The 17,376-nt window shown below is 42.5% G+C and carries 11 protein-coding genes; 9 read left to right on the plus strand and 2 right to left on the minus strand.

Translation table 11 applies throughout. From position 1 onward, the window contains the following. Positions 1 to 2 precede the first annotated feature (2 nt). The 8 genes from AACU33_RS35425 to AACU33_RS35460 all read left to right on the plus strand — a co-directional run bounded on the left by AACU33_RS35425 (position 3) and on the right by AACU33_RS35460 (position 15,489). Positions 3 to 2,759, plus strand: coding sequence for a two-partner secretion domain-containing protein (locus AACU33_RS35425; protein WP_096594910.1), 2,757 nt, complete (start codon positions 3 to 5; stop codon positions 2,757 to 2,759). 60 nt (positions 2,760 to 2,819) lie between these two features. Beyond that, positions 2,820 to 5,312: an S-layer family protein gene (locus tag AACU33_RS35430; protein ID WP_339376461.1), complete on the plus strand. Its 2,493-nt coding sequence runs from the start codon at positions 2,820 to 2,822 to the stop codon at positions 5,310 to 5,312. Positions 5,313 to 5,420: 108 nt separating this feature from the next. After that, a complete protein-coding gene (locus AACU33_RS35435) occupies positions 5,421 to 5,681 on the plus strand; it encodes a hypothetical protein (RefSeq protein WP_339376462.1) in 261 nt (86 codons plus the stop codon). 170 nt (positions 5,682 to 5,851) lie between these two features. After that, entirely contained in the window at positions 5,852 to 8,413 is a 2,562-nt protein-coding gene (locus AACU33_RS35440) for a CHAT domain-containing protein (protein WP_096594913.1), read from the plus strand. A 186-nt stretch (positions 8,414 to 8,599) separates the two neighbouring features. Then, complete coding sequence (locus tag AACU33_RS35445) at positions 8,600 to 9,718, plus strand: DUF928 domain-containing protein (RefSeq protein ID WP_096594914.1); 1,119 nt, start codon at positions 8,600 to 8,602, stop codon at positions 9,716 to 9,718. 150 nt (positions 9,719 to 9,868) lie between these two features. Further along, a complete protein-coding gene (locus tag AACU33_RS35450; RefSeq protein ID WP_096594915.1) occupies positions 9,869 to 12,643 on the plus strand; it encodes a CHASE2 domain-containing protein in 2,775 nt (924 codons plus the stop codon). Next, positions 12,640 to 13,941 (plus strand): hybrid sensor histidine kinase/response regulator, encoded by a 1,302-nt coding sequence (locus tag AACU33_RS35455; RefSeq protein WP_096594916.1) that lies wholly within the window; start codon positions 12,640 to 12,642, stop codon positions 13,939 to 13,941. Before AACU33_RS35450 ends, AACU33_RS35455 begins: the two co-directional genes overlap by 4 nt. A gap of 1,173 nt (positions 13,942 to 15,114) precedes the next feature. Beyond that, positions 15,115 to 15,489, plus strand: coding sequence for a hypothetical protein (locus AACU33_RS35460; protein WP_096594917.1), 375 nt, complete (start codon positions 15,115 to 15,117; stop codon positions 15,487 to 15,489). 40 nt (positions 15,490 to 15,529) lie between these two features. On the opposite strand, the gene AACU33_RS35465 is transcribed toward AACU33_RS35460, so the two are convergent. Continuing rightward, positions 15,530 to 15,868: a DUF3140 domain-containing protein gene (locus tag AACU33_RS35465; RefSeq protein ID WP_096594918.1), complete on the minus strand. Its 339-nt coding sequence runs from the start codon at positions 15,866 to 15,868 to the stop codon at positions 15,530 to 15,532. Positions 15,869 to 15,877: 9 nt separating this feature from the next. Next, positions 15,878 to 16,093, minus strand: coding sequence for a hypervirulence associated TUDOR domain-containing protein (locus tag AACU33_RS35470; RefSeq protein WP_096594919.1), 216 nt, complete (start codon positions 16,091 to 16,093; stop codon positions 15,878 to 15,880). A gap of 325 nt (positions 16,094 to 16,418) precedes the next feature. Here AACU33_RS35470 and AACU33_RS35475 point away from each other — a divergent pair, with 325 nt between their 5' ends. Beyond that, positions 16,419 to 17,375: a bestrophin family protein gene (locus AACU33_RS35475; protein ID WP_096594920.1), complete on the plus strand. Its 957-nt coding sequence runs from the start codon at positions 16,419 to 16,421 to the stop codon at positions 17,373 to 17,375. Position 17,376 lies beyond the last annotated feature (1 nt).

Genomic DNA, 17,376 nt, shown 5'->3' on the forward strand with positions numbered 1-17,376 from the left:
TGATGAGAACAATTCACAAAGGAAAAAGCCTTTCGTTTCAGTTATTTCTAACAGCATTCACAACCAGTTTGTTGACTTTGGGGATTGTGTCATCAGCCCTAGCTCAAGTTACATCTGATAGCACGACTCACACTACTGTCAACTCCAACGGTAATGATTTTACAATTCTCAATGGTATTAATAAAGGAAATAATTTATTTCATAGCTTCAGTAATTTCTCTGTGCCGACAGGTGGTAGCGCAACTTTTGATTTAACAAACACGCCAAATATTACAACTATATTTAGTCGAGTTACAGGTAGTAATGTATCTAATATTGATGGGTTGATTCGTACCCTGAATAGTAATAACCCAGTCAGTTTATTTTTAATGAATCCCAATGGTATTGTATTCGGGTCAAATGCCAGCCTGAATATCGGTGGTTCATTTGTGGGAACAACCGCAAATAGCATTAAGTTTGCTGATGGGACAGAATTTAGTGCCACCGATCCAGCAGCACTGCCATCATTGACAATGAGTGTGCCGATCGGATTGCAAATGGGGACAACCGCAGGTGCGTTGGTGCAGCCAGCCGCAGGCATCGCAGTACAAGGTGCCCCTGCCAACAATTTTCTGTTTCGGATGCCAACATTGTCGATAGCACCGAATCAAACGTTGGCTCTGATTGGCGGGCAAGTTGATATCAATAGTGCCAACATTTCTGCGCCGGATGGTCATGTAGAACTGTGGGCAATGCAAAATGGTACGGTGAGTATCCCCACCTCTGGCAACTGGCAATTGGCGAGTTCATCCCCCTCGCCCACTTGGGGCACTATCACGTTGCAACAGTCTTCTTATATAAACACTAGTGGAGCTACGGGGGGCGCAATTAACATCCGGGGGCGAGGATTAACCTTGCAAGATGGTTCAAATATAGAATCGTCTACTGGTGCAAATGGTCAAGGACAGGGCATTAACGTCCAAACCACAGAATTTGTGGATTTGTTGGGTGTCTCTCATCCCGATAATTATATGTCTCCGGGCTTAACAACCACCGTGACAGGCAACGGGGCGATTGCCGGAGATATTACGATTGATACTCCACGATTACACATTGCCAATGGAGGATGGGTAAACTCCGTCAACTTTGGCATTAATTTTTTTACCTTTGCTCCCATCAACAATGCCAAAACAGGCGACATTACGGTTCATGCTGCCGATGTAGAAATCAGTGGTTATACCCCATATATCAATCCACTTACAGGAGTTAACGTAGCAAGTTTCATTACAACAGCAGTGTTGGGAGGGCAACAAAATGAAAGTGGCGCAATTACGATAGAGGCTGAACGGGTACGGTTGCTAGATGGGGGACACATCACCACTGATTTATTAGGCATTTTCCCGCCCATATTTACGACGGGAAAGGCAGGAGACATCTCCGTGACTGCAACTCAGAGCCTGGATATTCGCGGCACAACTCCAGCCAATTATAACAGTGCAATCATTAGTACAATTCATAACTTGGCTGAGGGTCAAGGGGGCAATGTTACGATTAACACGGGAAAACTCACTCTCGCTAACGGTGGAACTATCTCCAGTCAGATTGCCGGAAATTCGGATGCTACGCTTGCGGGTAGAGGCCTAGCAGGAAATATCACCATCCATGCTACTGATGTGCAAGTCAGTGATGCCATAGTTGATCTTTTTACCCATTCTCCTAGCGGTATCACCGTAGCGGTAGGGGAGAATTCCACAGGACAAGGGGGCAATATTAACCTGAATGCAAATAATTTGCGCGTCTTCAATGGTGGACAAATTACCTCCTCCACAGATGGCAACGCTGCGGCAGGAAATGTCAGCTTGCAAGTTAATAAGGTTACGGTAGAGGGTAATTCCCAAACCTTAGTGAATGGTCGCATTCTCCCAAGTACCATTACGGCAGCTTCTACTACAACCTCTGATGCTGGTTCAGTGAGTCTAATAGTAGATCAACTCAACGTTCTGGATCGTGGGCAAATTTCCGTCAGTAATACAGGTGGTGGTAATTCAGGTAACTTATTCGTCAGTGCCAACCAAATCAAGTTGGCACAAGGAGGGAGTTTGCTGGCGGAAGTTTCCGCAGGCGATCGCGGTAATATTACTCTTAAAACTGATGTTCTATTGATGCGTCATGGCAGTAGAATTGATACCAATGCCGCAGATACAGCCACAGGCGGGAATATCAGCATTAATGCACCGATGATTATTGGTTTAGAAAACAGCGATATTACTGCTAATGCTATTCAAGGAGCTGGTGGTAATATTAACATTCAAACTCAGGGTTTATTTGGACTAGAATTCCGTGACCAACTCACCCCAGAAAGCGACATTACAGCTAGTTCCCAATTTGGTGTTAGTGGCATGGTGCAAATTAATAACTTTGGTGTCGATCCAAATTCCGGGTTGATAGAGTTACCAGCAAATATCACAGATCCATCCCAACAAATCGCCACAGGTTGTTCAACAAATACTGATAGTACTTTTGTGGCAACAGGACGAGGTGGTGTGCGGCAAAATCCGACAAGAGAAGTAGGGAGCGATCGGACTTGGTCTGATATTCGCGATCTCTCTGCATATCGTCAAGATAACGTAGTTACAGTAAAAATACCCCAAGTTCCAGAGACTCTGACACAAGCAACAAATTGGTATCGTAATTCCCAAGGAAAAATCGAATTAGTCGCCGATAAATCTACTACTCAGGTACAACCATCCTTAACTTGTGCTGCTGTTCCCAAAAGCTAACAATGTTACCAAAAATACTAACTTGGGAACAATATATACTGTGAAGCCAATGAATATAGGATGATGAAAGTAACTTTTGCTTGGTTTTGTTTAATTGCTGGAATATTAACATGTGCTATTTACAACAACTCTGTTCGCGCTCAAGTCATTCCTGACGGGACTCTCAACACTACTGTTTCCCAAACTGATAGTAACTTCACTATCACTGACGGGAATCGTGTCGGGAACAATCTATTCCACAGCTTCAGCCAATTTTCCATTCCCAACAAAGGCTCTGCATTCTTCAACAACGCTTCAGAGATACAGAATATTTTTAGTCGAGTGACTGGTGGTAGTGTTTCCAACATTGATGGTTTAATCAAAGCCAATGGTAGCGCCAATTTATTTTTGTTAAATCCTAGTGGGATTATTTTTGGAGAAAATGCCAGTTTAAATATAGGTGGTTCATTTCTAGGTACGACAGCAAATAGTATTAAATTTAGCGATGGTGCAGAGTTTAGTGCAGTAAATGCTAATAGTACTCCTTTACTAACTATGAGTGTACCTATCGGCTTGCAGATGGGTCAAAATTCAGGAACCATTACCGTGCGCGGACTGGGAAACCTATTGACAGACAGTACTGGCTTTGGTACAGCTAATGCCAGCAAAAGCCCACCCGGATTACAAGCTGGAACAAATCAAACATTGGCGTTGATTGGCGCTGGAGTGAACTTTTCCGGTGGGGTTGCTTCCACCAAGGGTAGTGGGCATTTAGAAGTGGGCAGTGTCAGCAATGGACAAGTTGGACTTAAACCTACTCCAACAGGCTGGATTGGTGATTATTCCAACGTGCAACAATTTAATGATATTCATCTGGCGCAACAATCACTGCTGAATGCCACTGGCAGCAATGGCTCAATCCTATTACAAGGACAAAACATTAGTTTGACTGAGGGTTCTGCTGCTTTGCTCCAAAACCTAGGAACACAATCCTCTGGAGGAATTACAGCTAATGCCACAGGTTCCTTAACTCTGACAGGAAATACAGCCAACGGTCAATTGGGAAGTTTGATCCAAAGTAACAATTTTGGTACAGGTCAGGTAGGAGATATAGCAATCTCGGCCACCAACCTCTTCCTCCAAGATGGCGGAAGAATTGTGACTAGAACTCGGACTCAAACAGCAGGTGGAAACATTATCACCAATGTGGGCGGTAGAACCGAGATCGGTGGCTTTAACCGTGCCAATCCAGCCATTTATACTGCGATCGCCACATTTTCATTAAATAGCGGTGATGCAGGGAACATCACAGTATCCACTGGGGGTCTCAAGCTTCTCGATGATGGTAATGTTATTTCTGTAGCTGTCAGTTCTGGACAGAGTGGAGCAATCCAAGTGAATGCCGCCGATCTAGTGGAAATTACAGATCCTGGCAGTAGTCTTGCTACCTTCACTCAGGGATCTGGTAATGCAAATAGCGCAGTTATCAATACTGCTCGATTAACAATCCAAAAGGGGGGGTCTTTAGGTTCTACGACTGTAGCAAGTGGTTCGGCTGGTAGCGTGGTAGTCAACGCTTCTGAATCCATCGATATTGTAGATCGCTTTACCGAAGGTCGTGTCACTGAATTACCCGCACGCATTTTTTCCAACGCCGAGATGACCGATCCTGTTACTCAAGCTATCTTTCAACTCCCTCCGATGCCTACTGGCAATTCAGGTTCTTTAACAATCAATACACCATTGTTACGCCTGAACGATGGAGGAGCCGTGAGCGTCAAAAATGATGGAACTGGTAAAGCTGGAGATTTACAGATAAATGCTAACTCAATTGTTCTAGACCAACAAGGCAACATCACTGCATCCACCGCCTCTGGTAACGGGGGAAATGTCAGATTAAACTTACAAGATTATCTGTTGATGCGTCACGATAGCGTTATTTCTGCTACATCTGCGGGCACAGGTAATGGTGGTAACTTGTCAATTACCTCGCCTATAATTGTAGGTTTAGAAAACAGCGACATTATCGCCAATGCGGTTCAAGGTCGTGGTGGTAATATTAACATCACTACTCAAGGTATTATCGGTCTAGAATACCGCAATACTCTAACTCCTAGAGCAGATTTGACCAATGATATTACAGCTAGTTCCGCATTTAATGTCAATGGTGCAGTGGAAATTAATAATATTGGTATCGATCCTAATTCTGGTTTAGTTGAATTACCAGTAAATGTCACCGATCAATCCCAACAAATAGCGACAGGTTGTTCTGCCAATAATGGTAGTAGTTTTGTGTCGACAGGACGAGGTGGTGTGCCACAAAATCCGACAAGAGAAGTAGGGAGCGATCGCACTTGGTCTGATACCCGCGACATATCTGCATACCGCCAAACTAGCAATGTGAATGCCCAAACACCTACAACACCACAGGTTCTTGTCTCTGCTACTTCTTGGCATCGCAACGCCCAAGGCAAAATTGAGCTAGTTGCGGCACAATATCCAGCACATATCCAGCCACCATTAACTTGTGCTGCGGTTCCAAGAGTTGATTTGCCTAAAAATTCAAATATTTAAATACCAAACAAGCATCATGACTCCAGCCCTCAAATAAAAACCTTGTCACTGGTGTTAGAAACAATAGGATTTAGGGAATATTAAATAGGTATAAACCAAGACCAAGCAATGAGGCTATATTCTGTTGGTTTAGGTTTGGTAAATCGAATATGCGTAGGTTCTATACTGCTGCCAGTCGGAATCATGATTCCTGACCACGGCTATGTTAATGTTCAGATTACCTCAGATGACAGCCTCAATACTACTGTTTATCAGAATGGCAATAGCTTCACGATCGCTAATGGCAGTATCTTAGGCAGTAATTTATCTTACAGCTTCGGGCAGTTTTTTACTCTCACTGGCGGTTCAGCCTCATTCGAGTTGAATTAGTTGCACCATAATTTGCCAGAAAGATACACCGGCATTTAACTTGTGCAGCACTTGCTAGGAGTTAATTCCTTGAGAAAGTCAAACTTAACAGGCAATTTCTGCACAAAAAACCACTCCGCTTCTACACAATTGTTTTACTAAACAAACTTTTAGACTATCAGTAACTAACTATGAATTTTCAAATCAAAAACCGTCGTTGGCTATATATCAGTCTGAGTATTTTAAGTTTGTGTTTGGCAGTGACGATTACACCTGCTAGAGCATCTGTACAATTACCGACAACTTCTACTCTGAATGTATCAGCATCCACTCAGCCTACCAATTGGTTAGAACAGGGGCGAAACCTCTACCGTTCGGGACGCTTTGCCGAAGCAGTGACAATTTGGCAAACGGCAGTACAAAACTACCATAGCCAAGGCGATCGCACCAACGAAGCCCTCAGTTTGAGTTACCTTTCATTAGCGCAACAAGAACTTAATCAATGGGAAGCAGCTAGCCAATCTATTGAACAAAGTGTCAAACTATTGCAAACAATGGCACCGCCTGCCGACGCAATTCTCTGGGCACAAGTGCTGAATACACGAGGGAATTTACAACTGCATACTGGTAAAGCCGAAATTGCCCTGGAAAGTTGGCAACAAGCGCAAAAATATTACGAACAAGCAGGCGACCAATTGGGCAGCTTGGGTAGTCAAATCAACTCTGCACAAGCTTTACAAAGTTTGGGATTTTACCGTCGTTCTAAACAGCAATTAGAGGCGCTAACTCAAAAGTTAGGAGCAATGCCAGATTCGGAAGTTAAAGTTAGTGGGTTGCGATCGCTCGGTTTAGCTTTGCAAACGATCGGCGATTCTGGTAGAAGTCAACAAGTGTTAGAGCAATGTTTAGCGATCGCGCGCAAACTCGAAACCACACCTCATTTAAGTTCCATCCTGTTGAACCTAGGAAAAACCGCTGTTGACTTGCAAGATCCACAGGCGGCATTAGATTATTTTGAACAGGCAGAACAGGTAGCGACAAATCCCGGCGATCGTTTACAAGCAAGTTTAGGGCATTTCAAACTTTTGCTCGATTATGACAAACTTGAGTTGGCTACTCCACTCGCACCGCAACTACTACAACAACTGACAGAACTACCCCCTAGCCACACTTCCCTCTATGCAGCTATTAATTTTGTTGCGAGTGTAAATCGGCTGTCTAATCCCGATCAAATCTTACCGCTGAAAGATTTGGCACAACTGATGGCAAGCACAGTCAAGTCTGCACAGCAAATCCAAGACGCTCAAGCAGAAGCTTATGCACTGCATCAGTGGGGAAAACTCTATCGTCGTACACAGCAGTTATCGCAAGCACAGGAATTAACTCAAAAATCCCTGAACATTGCGCGTCAACTCCAAGCTGACGATATTATTGCTCAATCTGCTTGGCAGGTGGGACAGTTGTACAAGCAACAAAGCGATCGCCCCCAAGCAATTAGTGCCTATACTGAAGCAGTCAAAGCTTTAAAGTCTCTGCGAGGGGATTTGGTTGCTGTCAACCCTGATGTGCAGTTCTCCTTCCGTGAAAGTGTGGAGCCTGTTTACCGCGAACTTGTCAGTTTACTTTTAGATGGACAACCCAGCCAGGATGCACTGATGGAAGCTCGCGATTTAATTGAAGCACTGCAAGTTGCAGAACTCGATAACTTTTTTAGAGAAGCTTGTTTAGATCGGGCGCAGCAGATTGACCAAGTTGACCCGAATGCAACTGTTGTCTATCCGATTATCTTGAGCGATCGCCTGGCAGTCATCCTCTCCAAAACCGGACAACCGTTGCGTTACTATGTGACACAAAAATCGCAAGCCGACATCGAACAAACTCTAGATAAATTATTAGTGAGCTTGAATCCTGTCTCAGATTCCAAAGAGCGCGATCGCTTATCCGAAGAAGTTTATAGTTGGCTAATTCGCCCGGCGGAGATCGATCGAGCCTTCCAAGACAGCAAAACACTAGTATTCGTGTTAGATGGTCGCTTACGTAATATTCCCATAGCAGCTTTATATGACGGTAAGCAATATCTGATTGAGAAGTATGCAGTAGCCCTTTCGCCAGGAATGCAATTGATGACTGCGCGATCGCTTCAGAAAAACCGCATTGATGCGATCGTTGGCGGTATCAGCGAATCTCGTAATGGCTTTAGTGCTTTGCCGGCTGTGGAATCAGAAGTTAAGCAAATCTCCAAGGCAGTGCCATCTTCGATGTTGCTCAACCAGCAATTCACCAATCAAGCTCTTGCCAATAGCGTGAAATTTAGCAGTGCTGATGTTGTTCACCTAGCAACTCACGGACAGTTTAGTTCCCGCCTCGAAGATACCTTCTTACTTACATGGGATGGACAAGTTAATGTCAAAGAATTGTCCGAACTCCTAAAAAATCGTACTGGCGATTCATCAAAAGCGATCGAGTTGCTAGTACTTAGCGCTTGCGATACCGCAGCTGGCGACGATCGCGCTGTTCTGGGACTAGCTGGCTTGGCTGTCAAATCTGGCGCTCGCTCAACTATTGCTACTCTTTGGCCTGTTAAAGATAAAGCAGCCGAGATGCTGATGACGCGCTTCTACGAGCAATTACGAAAGCCCAAAATGACCAAAGCCGAAGCACTGCGCCAAGCTCAAATCAACCTGATTCGTCAAACTGATTTCCACGATCCTTTCTTTTGGTCTGCCTTTGTTTTGGTTGGCAATTGGCTTTGATACGTAAATATACTGGATAATAAACCAGTAATTTACGCATATTTTTTACGGTTAAATAGTCAAAGTTCGTTTATATTGCTAGTAGGTATTTAAACCTTTGACTTTTGTAGAAACCGATTTTACAAGTTTCTTCCCACAATCAGAATAATAGTATTTTTTGTTACTTTGTACATGAGGTGCAAGCTTGTGAAACGTCGATATTTAGCCAGTACATTAAGCGTCATCGCTTTGCTTACTAGCAGTACATGGAACAGTGCCTATGCTGTGACATTTACCCCTCCAATCAATAATGGTGCTCCTAGCCAAGCGACTGGGGGAGCTTCTCGTGGTAGTTTCTTTATCCCTGCTTCTGGTAAAGGCGCTCCCAGTCAAGCAACCGGAGGAGCTTCTCGCGGTAGTCTATTTACACCTAGTGCTGGCAAAGGTGCTCCGAGACAAGCCACTGGCGGAGCTTCTAGAGGCAATCTCTTTACACCTGCTTCTGGAAAAGAGGCTCCGAGACAAGCCACCGGAGGGGCTTCTAGAGGCAATCTCTTTACACCTAGCGCTGGCAAAGGTACGCCCCAACAAGCAACAGGCGGTGCTTCCAGAGGCAACCTCTTTACACCTAGCGCTGGCAAAGGTACGCCTCAACAAGCATCGGGAGGCGCTTCTAGAGGCGATCTCTTTACACCTGCTTCTGGGAAAGAAGCTCCTCAACAGGCTAGTGGGGGAGCTTCTCGTGTTGGTACTTACTACTTAAATCCTTCAACTGTAGCAGCAGGAGGCCCCGCAGCTCTAATTGCACTCTTACCTCAAAGCTTCTATGGCACAACTGTGTCTGAACGTCCCACAATTTTGGTATATCTCCCTGCTTCTAATGCGGAAGAAGCTGTATTCAGCCTCAAGGATGAAGCTGGCAATACCCAGCATCAAATGACGATTCCGATCGCAGGGAAAGCTGGAGTGATTGCAGTTAAATTACCGACTGATGCACCTGCTTTAGCAGTTGGCAAAAACTACCAATGGTTTCTAGCTGTCAAAGTTGACGGACAACTCAGCCCCAGTACGCCTTACGTTGATGGTTGGATTCAGCGCATCCAGCCTACTGCCGAACTGGCAGCAGCAATGCAACAAGAAGATGCTTTGAAGCGGGCGGCGGCTTTTGGTAAAAATGGCGTCTGGTATGACTGCGTGGCAACACTTGCAGCTTTACATACTACCCATCCTAACAATGTGACTCTTACCAAGCAATGGGAAGAACTTCTCTCCTCAGTTAGCTTGAAAGAGATTGTCACAGCTCCGTTATTAGCTTCTGCAAACTAATAGCAATTTGGGAATGGGGCATGAGGAAGATATGGGGGGAAGATGAGGAAATAGGGAAGACAACTCCCCACACTCCCCACACTCCCCACACTTCCTTGCCTGCCTTTGCCTTCCCTTCTACTTAGCCTTCAACTCCTATTTGGCGCAAATATGTGGCGCAGATTTAAGACTTTTATCCAACGCACTCGTAGCATTTTAATTATTACTCCCAGTGTTGCTTTGACTGTCATTGCCGGGCAATCATTGGGATTTTTCAATTTAGTTGAATGGAAAATTCGTGATGAATGGGTTCGTCAGCGATCGCTCGAAACCATCGCTGATGAAATTGTAATTGTCACAATTGACGAACAAGATATTCAATCGGTGCGTAAATGGCCAGTTCCAGATTGGGCATTAGCAAAATTACTAGATAAAATTCGAGCGCAGCAGCCCAGAGCTATCGGCTTGGATCTGTACCGAGATTTACCAGAAGGAAGCGGCCATGAGGAACTTGCTAAAATCTTTCGCAGCACTCCCAATTTAATTGGTGTTGAGAAAATCACTGGGGAACGCGTGAATCCGCCACCAGAATTGAAGAAACTCGATCGAGTCGGATTAGCAGATTTGGTGTTGGATGGCGATCGCTTTGTGCGTCGTGCCCTTTTGACAGCGGTTGATGCCAAAGAACAAGGCACGCTAAAAGCAGGATTAGCAACCCTTGTGGCGCTCAAGTACCTCGAAGCGGAAAAGATTACTCTAGAAAGCATTGACCCCAAACAGCAAAAGTTTCAATTGGGCAAAGCAATTTACGTCCCACTAAGCGATCGAGAAGCAGGCTATGCCGATGCTGATTTAGGTGGCTATCAAATTCTACTAAATTGGCATGGTTCAGAAGCGGCATTTCGCACAGTTACAATGCGTGATGTTTTAGCTGGGAGAATTCCAGCCAACTTCATGCGCGATCGCATGGTGTTTATTGGTTCTACAGCTACTAGTACCAATGACTTCTTTAGCACGCCTTTCAGTTCTTCCTTAATTTCTGCCCAAAAGCCTACACCCGGCGTTGTTATCCATGCCAATATTGCTCTGCAATTGGTGCGAGGGGCGAAAACAGGACAAACAAGCCTATATGGCGTTTCTCAAGTTTCTTTGTCATTCTGGGTTATTTTATGGTCTTTTATCGGTTCTGCTGGTAGTTGGTACTTAGCTAGTGCGCGAACCGGGCGACGAATTCCCGGTGGTAAAATTCTTTGGGCAACTCTAGGCATTAGTGGGGGATTCATTGGCGGTGGCTACGGGATGTTTTTACATGGTGTTCTCATTCCAGTCACACCCGCTTTAGCTGCATTCGTTAGCAGCGTAATTGCCACAACAAATGCTTATAAACAGAGGAAGTTAGAAGAAGCGAATCAACAATTAGAAATTGCCAACGCGCAACTATTAGATTATTCCAAAACTCTGGAGTTCAAAGTTGAAGAAAGAACTCGCGAACTGTTAGAAGCAAAGCAAGCGGCTGATGCTGCGAACCAAGCAAAGAGCGAGTTTCTGGCAAATATGAGCCATGAGTTACGCACGCCACTTAATGGCATCCTGGGTTTTGCGCAGGTACTAGAAACATCGCCAAACTTGACAAAGAAAGACCTAGAAGGAGTCAGCATTATTTACGATTGTGGGAAACACCTGCTGATGCTGATCAATGACATTCTCGATCTTTCAAAAATTGAAGCTCGTAAATTAGAACTGGTGGCAACTAATGTACATCTGCCCACGTTTTTACATAGTGTCACCGAGATTTGTAGTATTCGAGCTGAGCAGAAAGGAATTGCATTTAATGTGTCGATGGGCGATCGCTTACCAGCTGTCATTCAAGTAGATGAAAAGCGGCTACGGCAAGTTTTGATTAATTTACTAGGTAACGCGATCAAATTCACAGATAACGGTAGCGTCACCTTCACAGTAGATGTCATCGATCGAGATTTACCACAAATAACACATCAGAAGCTTCGCTTTCAAATTGAAGATACAGGTATTGGCATGTCACCAGACCAACTAGAAAAAATCTTTTTGGCCTTTGAGCAAGTAGGTGAAGCCGGACGAAAATCTGAAGGTACTGGCTTGGGATTAGCAATCAGTCAAAGAATTGCCGCATTGATGGAAAGCCAAATTCAAGTACAAAGCCATCTAGGTGAAGGTAGTCTGTTTTGGCTGGATTTGACAGTAGCAATACCAACAACCCACGATTGGCAAACAGAGACAATCGCCTTAAGCGATCGGAAAATCATCGGCATTCAAGGTAGTAAGCCTCTAATTCTGATTGTTGATGATGATGACAAGCACTGTTCGATGTTGACTACTTTACTCCAAGGAAGTGGCTGTCGAACCTTGGAAACAACCGACAGCAAACATGGATTACAGCTGGCCAATGAACATCACCCGGATGTAATTTTGCTCGATCTAGCTATGCCTAATATGGATGGGTTTGAGCTAATGATTCATTTACAAGAAAATCCCCAAACCCGTAATATTCCAATTATTGTCTCTAGTGCTAATGTATTTGAGGAAAATCGCCAGCGGAGTTTACAAGCAGGCGCAACAGCATTTGTACCCAAACCCCTGCAAATTGATGAACTCTTCAATGCATTGAGATCGCTGCTCAAAGTTGAGTGGATTTATGCTCAATCTACATCAGAGAAGTCATTTTCCCAACCTGAGCAGAAAGCAGATGCTGAATTGGTTTTACCATCACAGGATGTTTTACAGCAACTCTATCATCTAGCAATGATGGGAGATATTCCGGCGATTGAGGGAATTATAGGAGAGCTAATTCAGCAAGACAGCCAGCTAACTCCCTTTGCAACTGAGTTGAGTAAACTTACTGCCAACTTCCAAACTGCAAAAATCCGTAAATTCCTTAAATCTTTTGTCACAACGGAGTTACCTCAATGATGACCAATTCTCTTTTGAAGCCAATGCACATCCTTTTGGTAGATGACAACCCCAACAATCTCAAAGTGCTATCAGAAGCGATTCAAGGGTGTGGCTGGAAAGCACTCATGGCTACAGATGGGGAGTCCGCAATCGAACAAACCGAATACGCTCATCCCGATCTGATTCTCCTAGATGTGATGATGCCTGGTCTGGATGGATTTGAAACTTGTCGCCGACTGAAGGCTAATCCAGTAACACAAAATACTCCAGTCATTTTTATGACTGCTTTATCTGATGCTACAGATAAGGTAAAGGGACTGGAAATTGGTGCCGTTGATTACATTACCAAACCTTTTCAACAAGAAGAAGTAATTGCTCGATTAAAGTTACATCTGAAAATTTCCCATCTCACAAAGACATTAGAACAACGAGTGCAAGAACGCACAGCCGAATTAAGTCAATCTCTACAACAGTTAAAACAAACCCAACTACAACTCATCCAAAGTGAAAAAATGTCCACCTTAGGACAACTGGTTGCAGGTATTGGACATGAGATTAATAATCCGGTTGGTTTTATTGGCGGTAATCGCTCTCATATTGAGCAATATGTCAACGATTTGTTGCGCCTAGTACACATGTATCAACAAAAGCTACCACATCCAGATGCGGACATCGCAGAGCTAGTTGAAGAAATCGATTTAGACTATCTGACTGAAGATTTACCCAAATTGTTGGCATCAATGGCTCAAGGAATTGAGCGCCTCAAAGAAATCAGCTTATCGCTGAGAACCTTTGCTCGCTCTGATATGTCATCGAAGGTGGAGTATCAAATTCACGAAGGAATAAATAGCACCTTAATGCTGTTGAAACATCGGCTCAAAGGTAATGGCGATCGCCCTAAAATTCAAGTTGTCACAAAATATGGTGAATTACCCCCGATTGCTTGCTATCCCGGACAACTCAATCAAGTCTTTATGAATATCATCGCTAATGCTATTGATGCATTTGATGACTGCGATCGCAACCAGTGTTATCAAGAGATTGCTGCTGACCCCAATACCATCACGATCGTTACATCGGTTGAGCCTAGCCAAGATACTGTCACCATTTGCATCGAAGATAACGGCCCTGGAATGATTCCAGAGGTGCAAGCTCGAATTTTTGAGCCATCTTTCACCACTAAACCTGTAGGCAAGGGAACCGGGCTAGGATTAGCTATCAGCTACCAGATTATTGTTGATAAACACAACGGGCAAATCAATTGCTTATCAATACCTGGTAAGGGAACAACTTTTATGATGAGTCTGCCTATTTAGCTAAGTGTGTAGACAATTCTCTATATTAAATAACTTATAGTATTTTAAATTTTAGATTAGGAATTTCAAATTCTAGCTTGATGTGAATCTATCTGTCGCATTCTGTTTCAAATTCGTATTAATAATACTCGCAATGAAGTAGGCGATCGCTTACTTTATTAACTTTATCAACGGCACATCTTTACTAATAAGCTGTGACGCATTTAAATGAGTATATTTACCGCTTAGGTTTTCAAAAGTTTAGGGTCACAACGCCTGTTGCTACCATGTGGGCAACCGAATCGCTACGCTAAGACTACAGCTTTAGTTCCTCTTGACTCTGGACAGCCTTAACATCAGAACATTTGATCTAGGTGCGCATCAGCTTCAGCAATTTCGCAATTTCAAACAATAGGTTTTATTGCTATGTAGTCACTCATTTATGTTTTAAAGTAACCTGTTACAAAAGTTTGTAATAGCCAGTTTGATAAATTTTATTTTAAGAAAGTATAAAAATAGCGTAACTCTCGTTGGAATGTGAGTTTTTTCTCGGACGTAGCTGTTGCTGTTGTAATTAACAATCAGCTGCGGTATGCACTTCAATATAATGTTAACTTTTTCAACTTTTTCCCCGAATGAATTTATCTATGAATAGACTGGTTTTTCAGTATAGTAAATTACTATTTTAGGAATTTGCTAAATGAATGTACAAAACAATAATTTGTTTAGACTGCATAGTTTCAGAATCAAAATACTTGGGTAAGAAGTGTTATTACTTTTAATAAGTAATGTAAAGGACACAACACGGTTAAGCTTAGTTAATATTTAACAAGAATTAATTCTATTGATTTACTAAAAGAATTGATCCCCAAAAACTTATGCTGCGTTTTGTGTAGTTTACTGATACTACATTGAAAGTTTTGGAATAATTAGCATTAGAGAGATAAAACATCGGTACTTTCTCATCCTATTGAGTGCTGCTCCTAGAATTTATACTATGTTTGAGTATAAGTTCTAACTACTAATTAGACAGAAGATAGATATTTAATAAACGTACCGAGATAAAATTTTTGATTCAGGGTTTGACCATCTCTTAATGCAAATTACTTCTAGCGAGTTTTCTTGAGAAGATTAGCACCTAGAAAATTTGTTCCTGTACAACTTATTGACTGGATAACAAAGGAGATGAAAGTTATGAAAACGGTAGTTAATTTAACACAACAATCAGTTTTAGGCGAAATTGAAAGCGTATTGGATACATATCCATACCATCCTTATCAACAAGCATTTGCAATTCCTGACTTGCGCCAAGAGTTAATTGCTTTTGTCCTTAGCCGTATTCCTTGCCTTTTCTATACGATGTCTGAAGGGTTCTCCGCTGCTGAAGCAGAAAAAGAGTGCTTGCTCAACTACAAGCTACCTCGTAGTCCTTTAGAACAACAACTCCACGTACAAAATTTGATTCATCAAGGTATTTACTCTATCTTCCAAGAAAAGTCCGATTGGATTAGCCATCATCTCTGTGAAAAAGTTCAGCCTGGTTTAGAACCATCTCACTGGTTTGGCTGAACTCTAGCTATGAGTGAGGAGTTACAATAACTCCTCAGTGTTAACTTGTGACTTTTAAAGGATCGTATCCCCAATTCATTAATGAATAACGCCAGCGCGTATTTTCCACATCACCTTCTGGCTGCTGCGCTGAGTGACGATGGATATAGCTGACGACTTTTTTCATGTGCGATAAATCATCATCAGTGTAGTCATCTTTTTTGTTATTCAAAATTTCGATGAGGCGTTTACCGGATTTATGTCCGATTGACTCATCATTGTTCTTTTTTTGTCCTACCGATTGAGATTCTTCTGTCTTCAACCAAGATTCTAGTTCCTTGGGTGTCATGTTGACTGAGGAATAAAACTCATCTATTACTGATTTGACATCTTTACTCATAAAGTCAAACTACTCCTCAATATTCTCTAAAGCCTCAGGTTTATGCGCGGCTTCTTTCCCTGTTTTGTCGCTTTTGACTAAGTATTGGGGGTTATCTTTTGAGGCGGCGACATGATGGCCTTTAACATCTGTAGGCGAAGTCAATTTTTTTTCAACCTCGCCCGTGGTTTCACCTTGGGCTGTATTCCACTTCACTTTGTTGCCTTTGTTTAACTCTTCAGTCATGATTTGTCCTTGCTGCTGATTTATACCTGCTTATTATGTTGACTGCGGCAGGCTAATTTATCAGTCGAGAGACATAAAAGCTGCTATAAGTAGAAACACTATGATTAAAGCGAGAGATTGTAGTTAATTTACGTCGGTTGTTGTATTTTATGAGCAACATCCTCTAGCAGAGGGGAATTAGTAGAGATGTATCGCCAAAAAAATATTAAAAAGTTCTAGCTGTAGGTGTCATCCTATAGAATCATTGTTGTCAACTGTGCTACACCTAGAGTTATTATTTTTAAAATATCATTCGCACACCTTATTGGTTATCTAGGAAAATTGCATGACAGCTGACAAAGAACAACGGGTTCCAATAGTGTTACAGCTTAAAGGTTCGGTTCTCAAAGCAATTGCTAAAAATGTACTATGGTGTGGAATATTTGGTACTATTGTTTCGATACTTCACTACTTTAAATTTCCTGTTTCTCAACCGATTTTAGGCAGTGTAATTCCTAGTATTGTTTTAGGTTTATTACTAGTTTTTCGGACAAATACAGCATACGAGCGTTTTTGGGAAGGAAGAAAAAGTTGGGGTTCTATAGTCAATACTGTCCGGAATCTGGCGCGACAAATATGGGTAAGTGTCGATGAAATTTCCCCAGAGGACAGAAAAGATAAAATTACAGCTTTGAATCTCTTAGTAGCTTTTGCGGTAGCTACTAAATTACATTTACGGGGCGAGTCTGTAAATCATGAATTAAAAGAATTAATGCCGTCGTCTATGTATCTTGAATTAAAGATTATGAATAATCCTCCGATTGAAGTAGCTTTTTGGATTGGAGATTATTTACAACGGCAATATAACCGCAATTGCTTAAATAGCTATCAGTTGATATCTATGCAAGAGTTGTTGAATAATCTGGTAGATAACTTAGGTATTTGTGAGCGAATTTTAAGAACACCGATGCCGTTGGCTTATGCTATTCATCTCAAGCAACTCTTATTACTGTATTGTCTCTTACTACCTTTTCAAATGGTAGATAGTCTTGAGTGGTGGACTGGTTTAATTACTGCTTTAGTTAGTTTTACTTTATTTGGAATTGAGGCGATTGGTTTAGAAATAGAAAACCCTTTTGGGTATGATGCCAATGACTTACCTTTAGATAATATTTGCCAAACAATGAAGCGCAATATTGACGATTTAATTAGCCTAACTCCAAATGTGCGTAGGCGTAGCCCGTCGGAGACATCGCGTCGCGATGATTTAACTAATGCTGAAGATTTGAATGTTAGTAAATGAG

Source organism: Calothrix sp. NIES-2098 (assembly GCF_963875125.1).
Lineage (GTDB): Bacteria > Cyanobacteriota > Cyanobacteriia > Cyanobacteriales > Nostocaceae > Aulosira.

What these genes read in the sequence shown, in the direction of transcription:
- AACU33_RS35435 (WP_339376462.1), top strand. Translation starts at nt 5,421, where the DNA reads ATGAGGCTATATTCTGTTGGTTTAGGTTTGGTAAATCGAATATGCGTA.
- AACU33_RS35460 (WP_096594917.1), top strand. Translation starts at nt 15,115, where the DNA reads ATGAAAACGGTAGTTAATTTAACACAACAATCAGTTTTAGGCGAAATT.
- AACU33_RS35430 (WP_339376461.1), top strand. Translation starts at nt 2,820, where the DNA reads ATGATGAAAGTAACTTTTGCTTGGTTTTGTTTAATTGCTGGAATATTA.
- AACU33_RS35455 (WP_096594916.1), top strand. Translation starts at nt 12,640, where the DNA reads ATGATGACCAATTCTCTTTTGAAGCCAATGCACATCCTTTTGGTAGAT.
- AACU33_RS35450 (WP_096594915.1), top strand. Translation starts at nt 9,869, where the DNA reads ATGTGGCGCAGATTTAAGACTTTTATCCAACGCACTCGTAGCATTTTA.
- AACU33_RS35470 (WP_096594919.1), bottom strand. Translation starts at nt 16,093, where the DNA reads ATGACTGAAGAGTTAAACAAAGGCAACAAAGTGAAGTGGAATACAGCC.
- AACU33_RS35440 (WP_096594913.1), top strand. Translation starts at nt 5,852, where the DNA reads ATGAATTTTCAAATCAAAAACCGTCGTTGGCTATATATCAGTCTGAGT.
- AACU33_RS35425 (WP_096594910.1), top strand. Translation starts at nt 3, where the DNA reads ATGAGAACAATTCACAAAGGAAAAAGCCTTTCGTTTCAGTTATTTCTA.
- AACU33_RS35465 (WP_096594918.1), bottom strand. Translation starts at nt 15,868, where the DNA reads ATGAGTAAAGATGTCAAATCAGTAATAGATGAGTTTTATTCCTCAGTC.
- AACU33_RS35475 (WP_096594920.1), top strand. Translation starts at nt 16,419, where the DNA reads ATGACAGCTGACAAAGAACAACGGGTTCCAATAGTGTTACAGCTTAAA.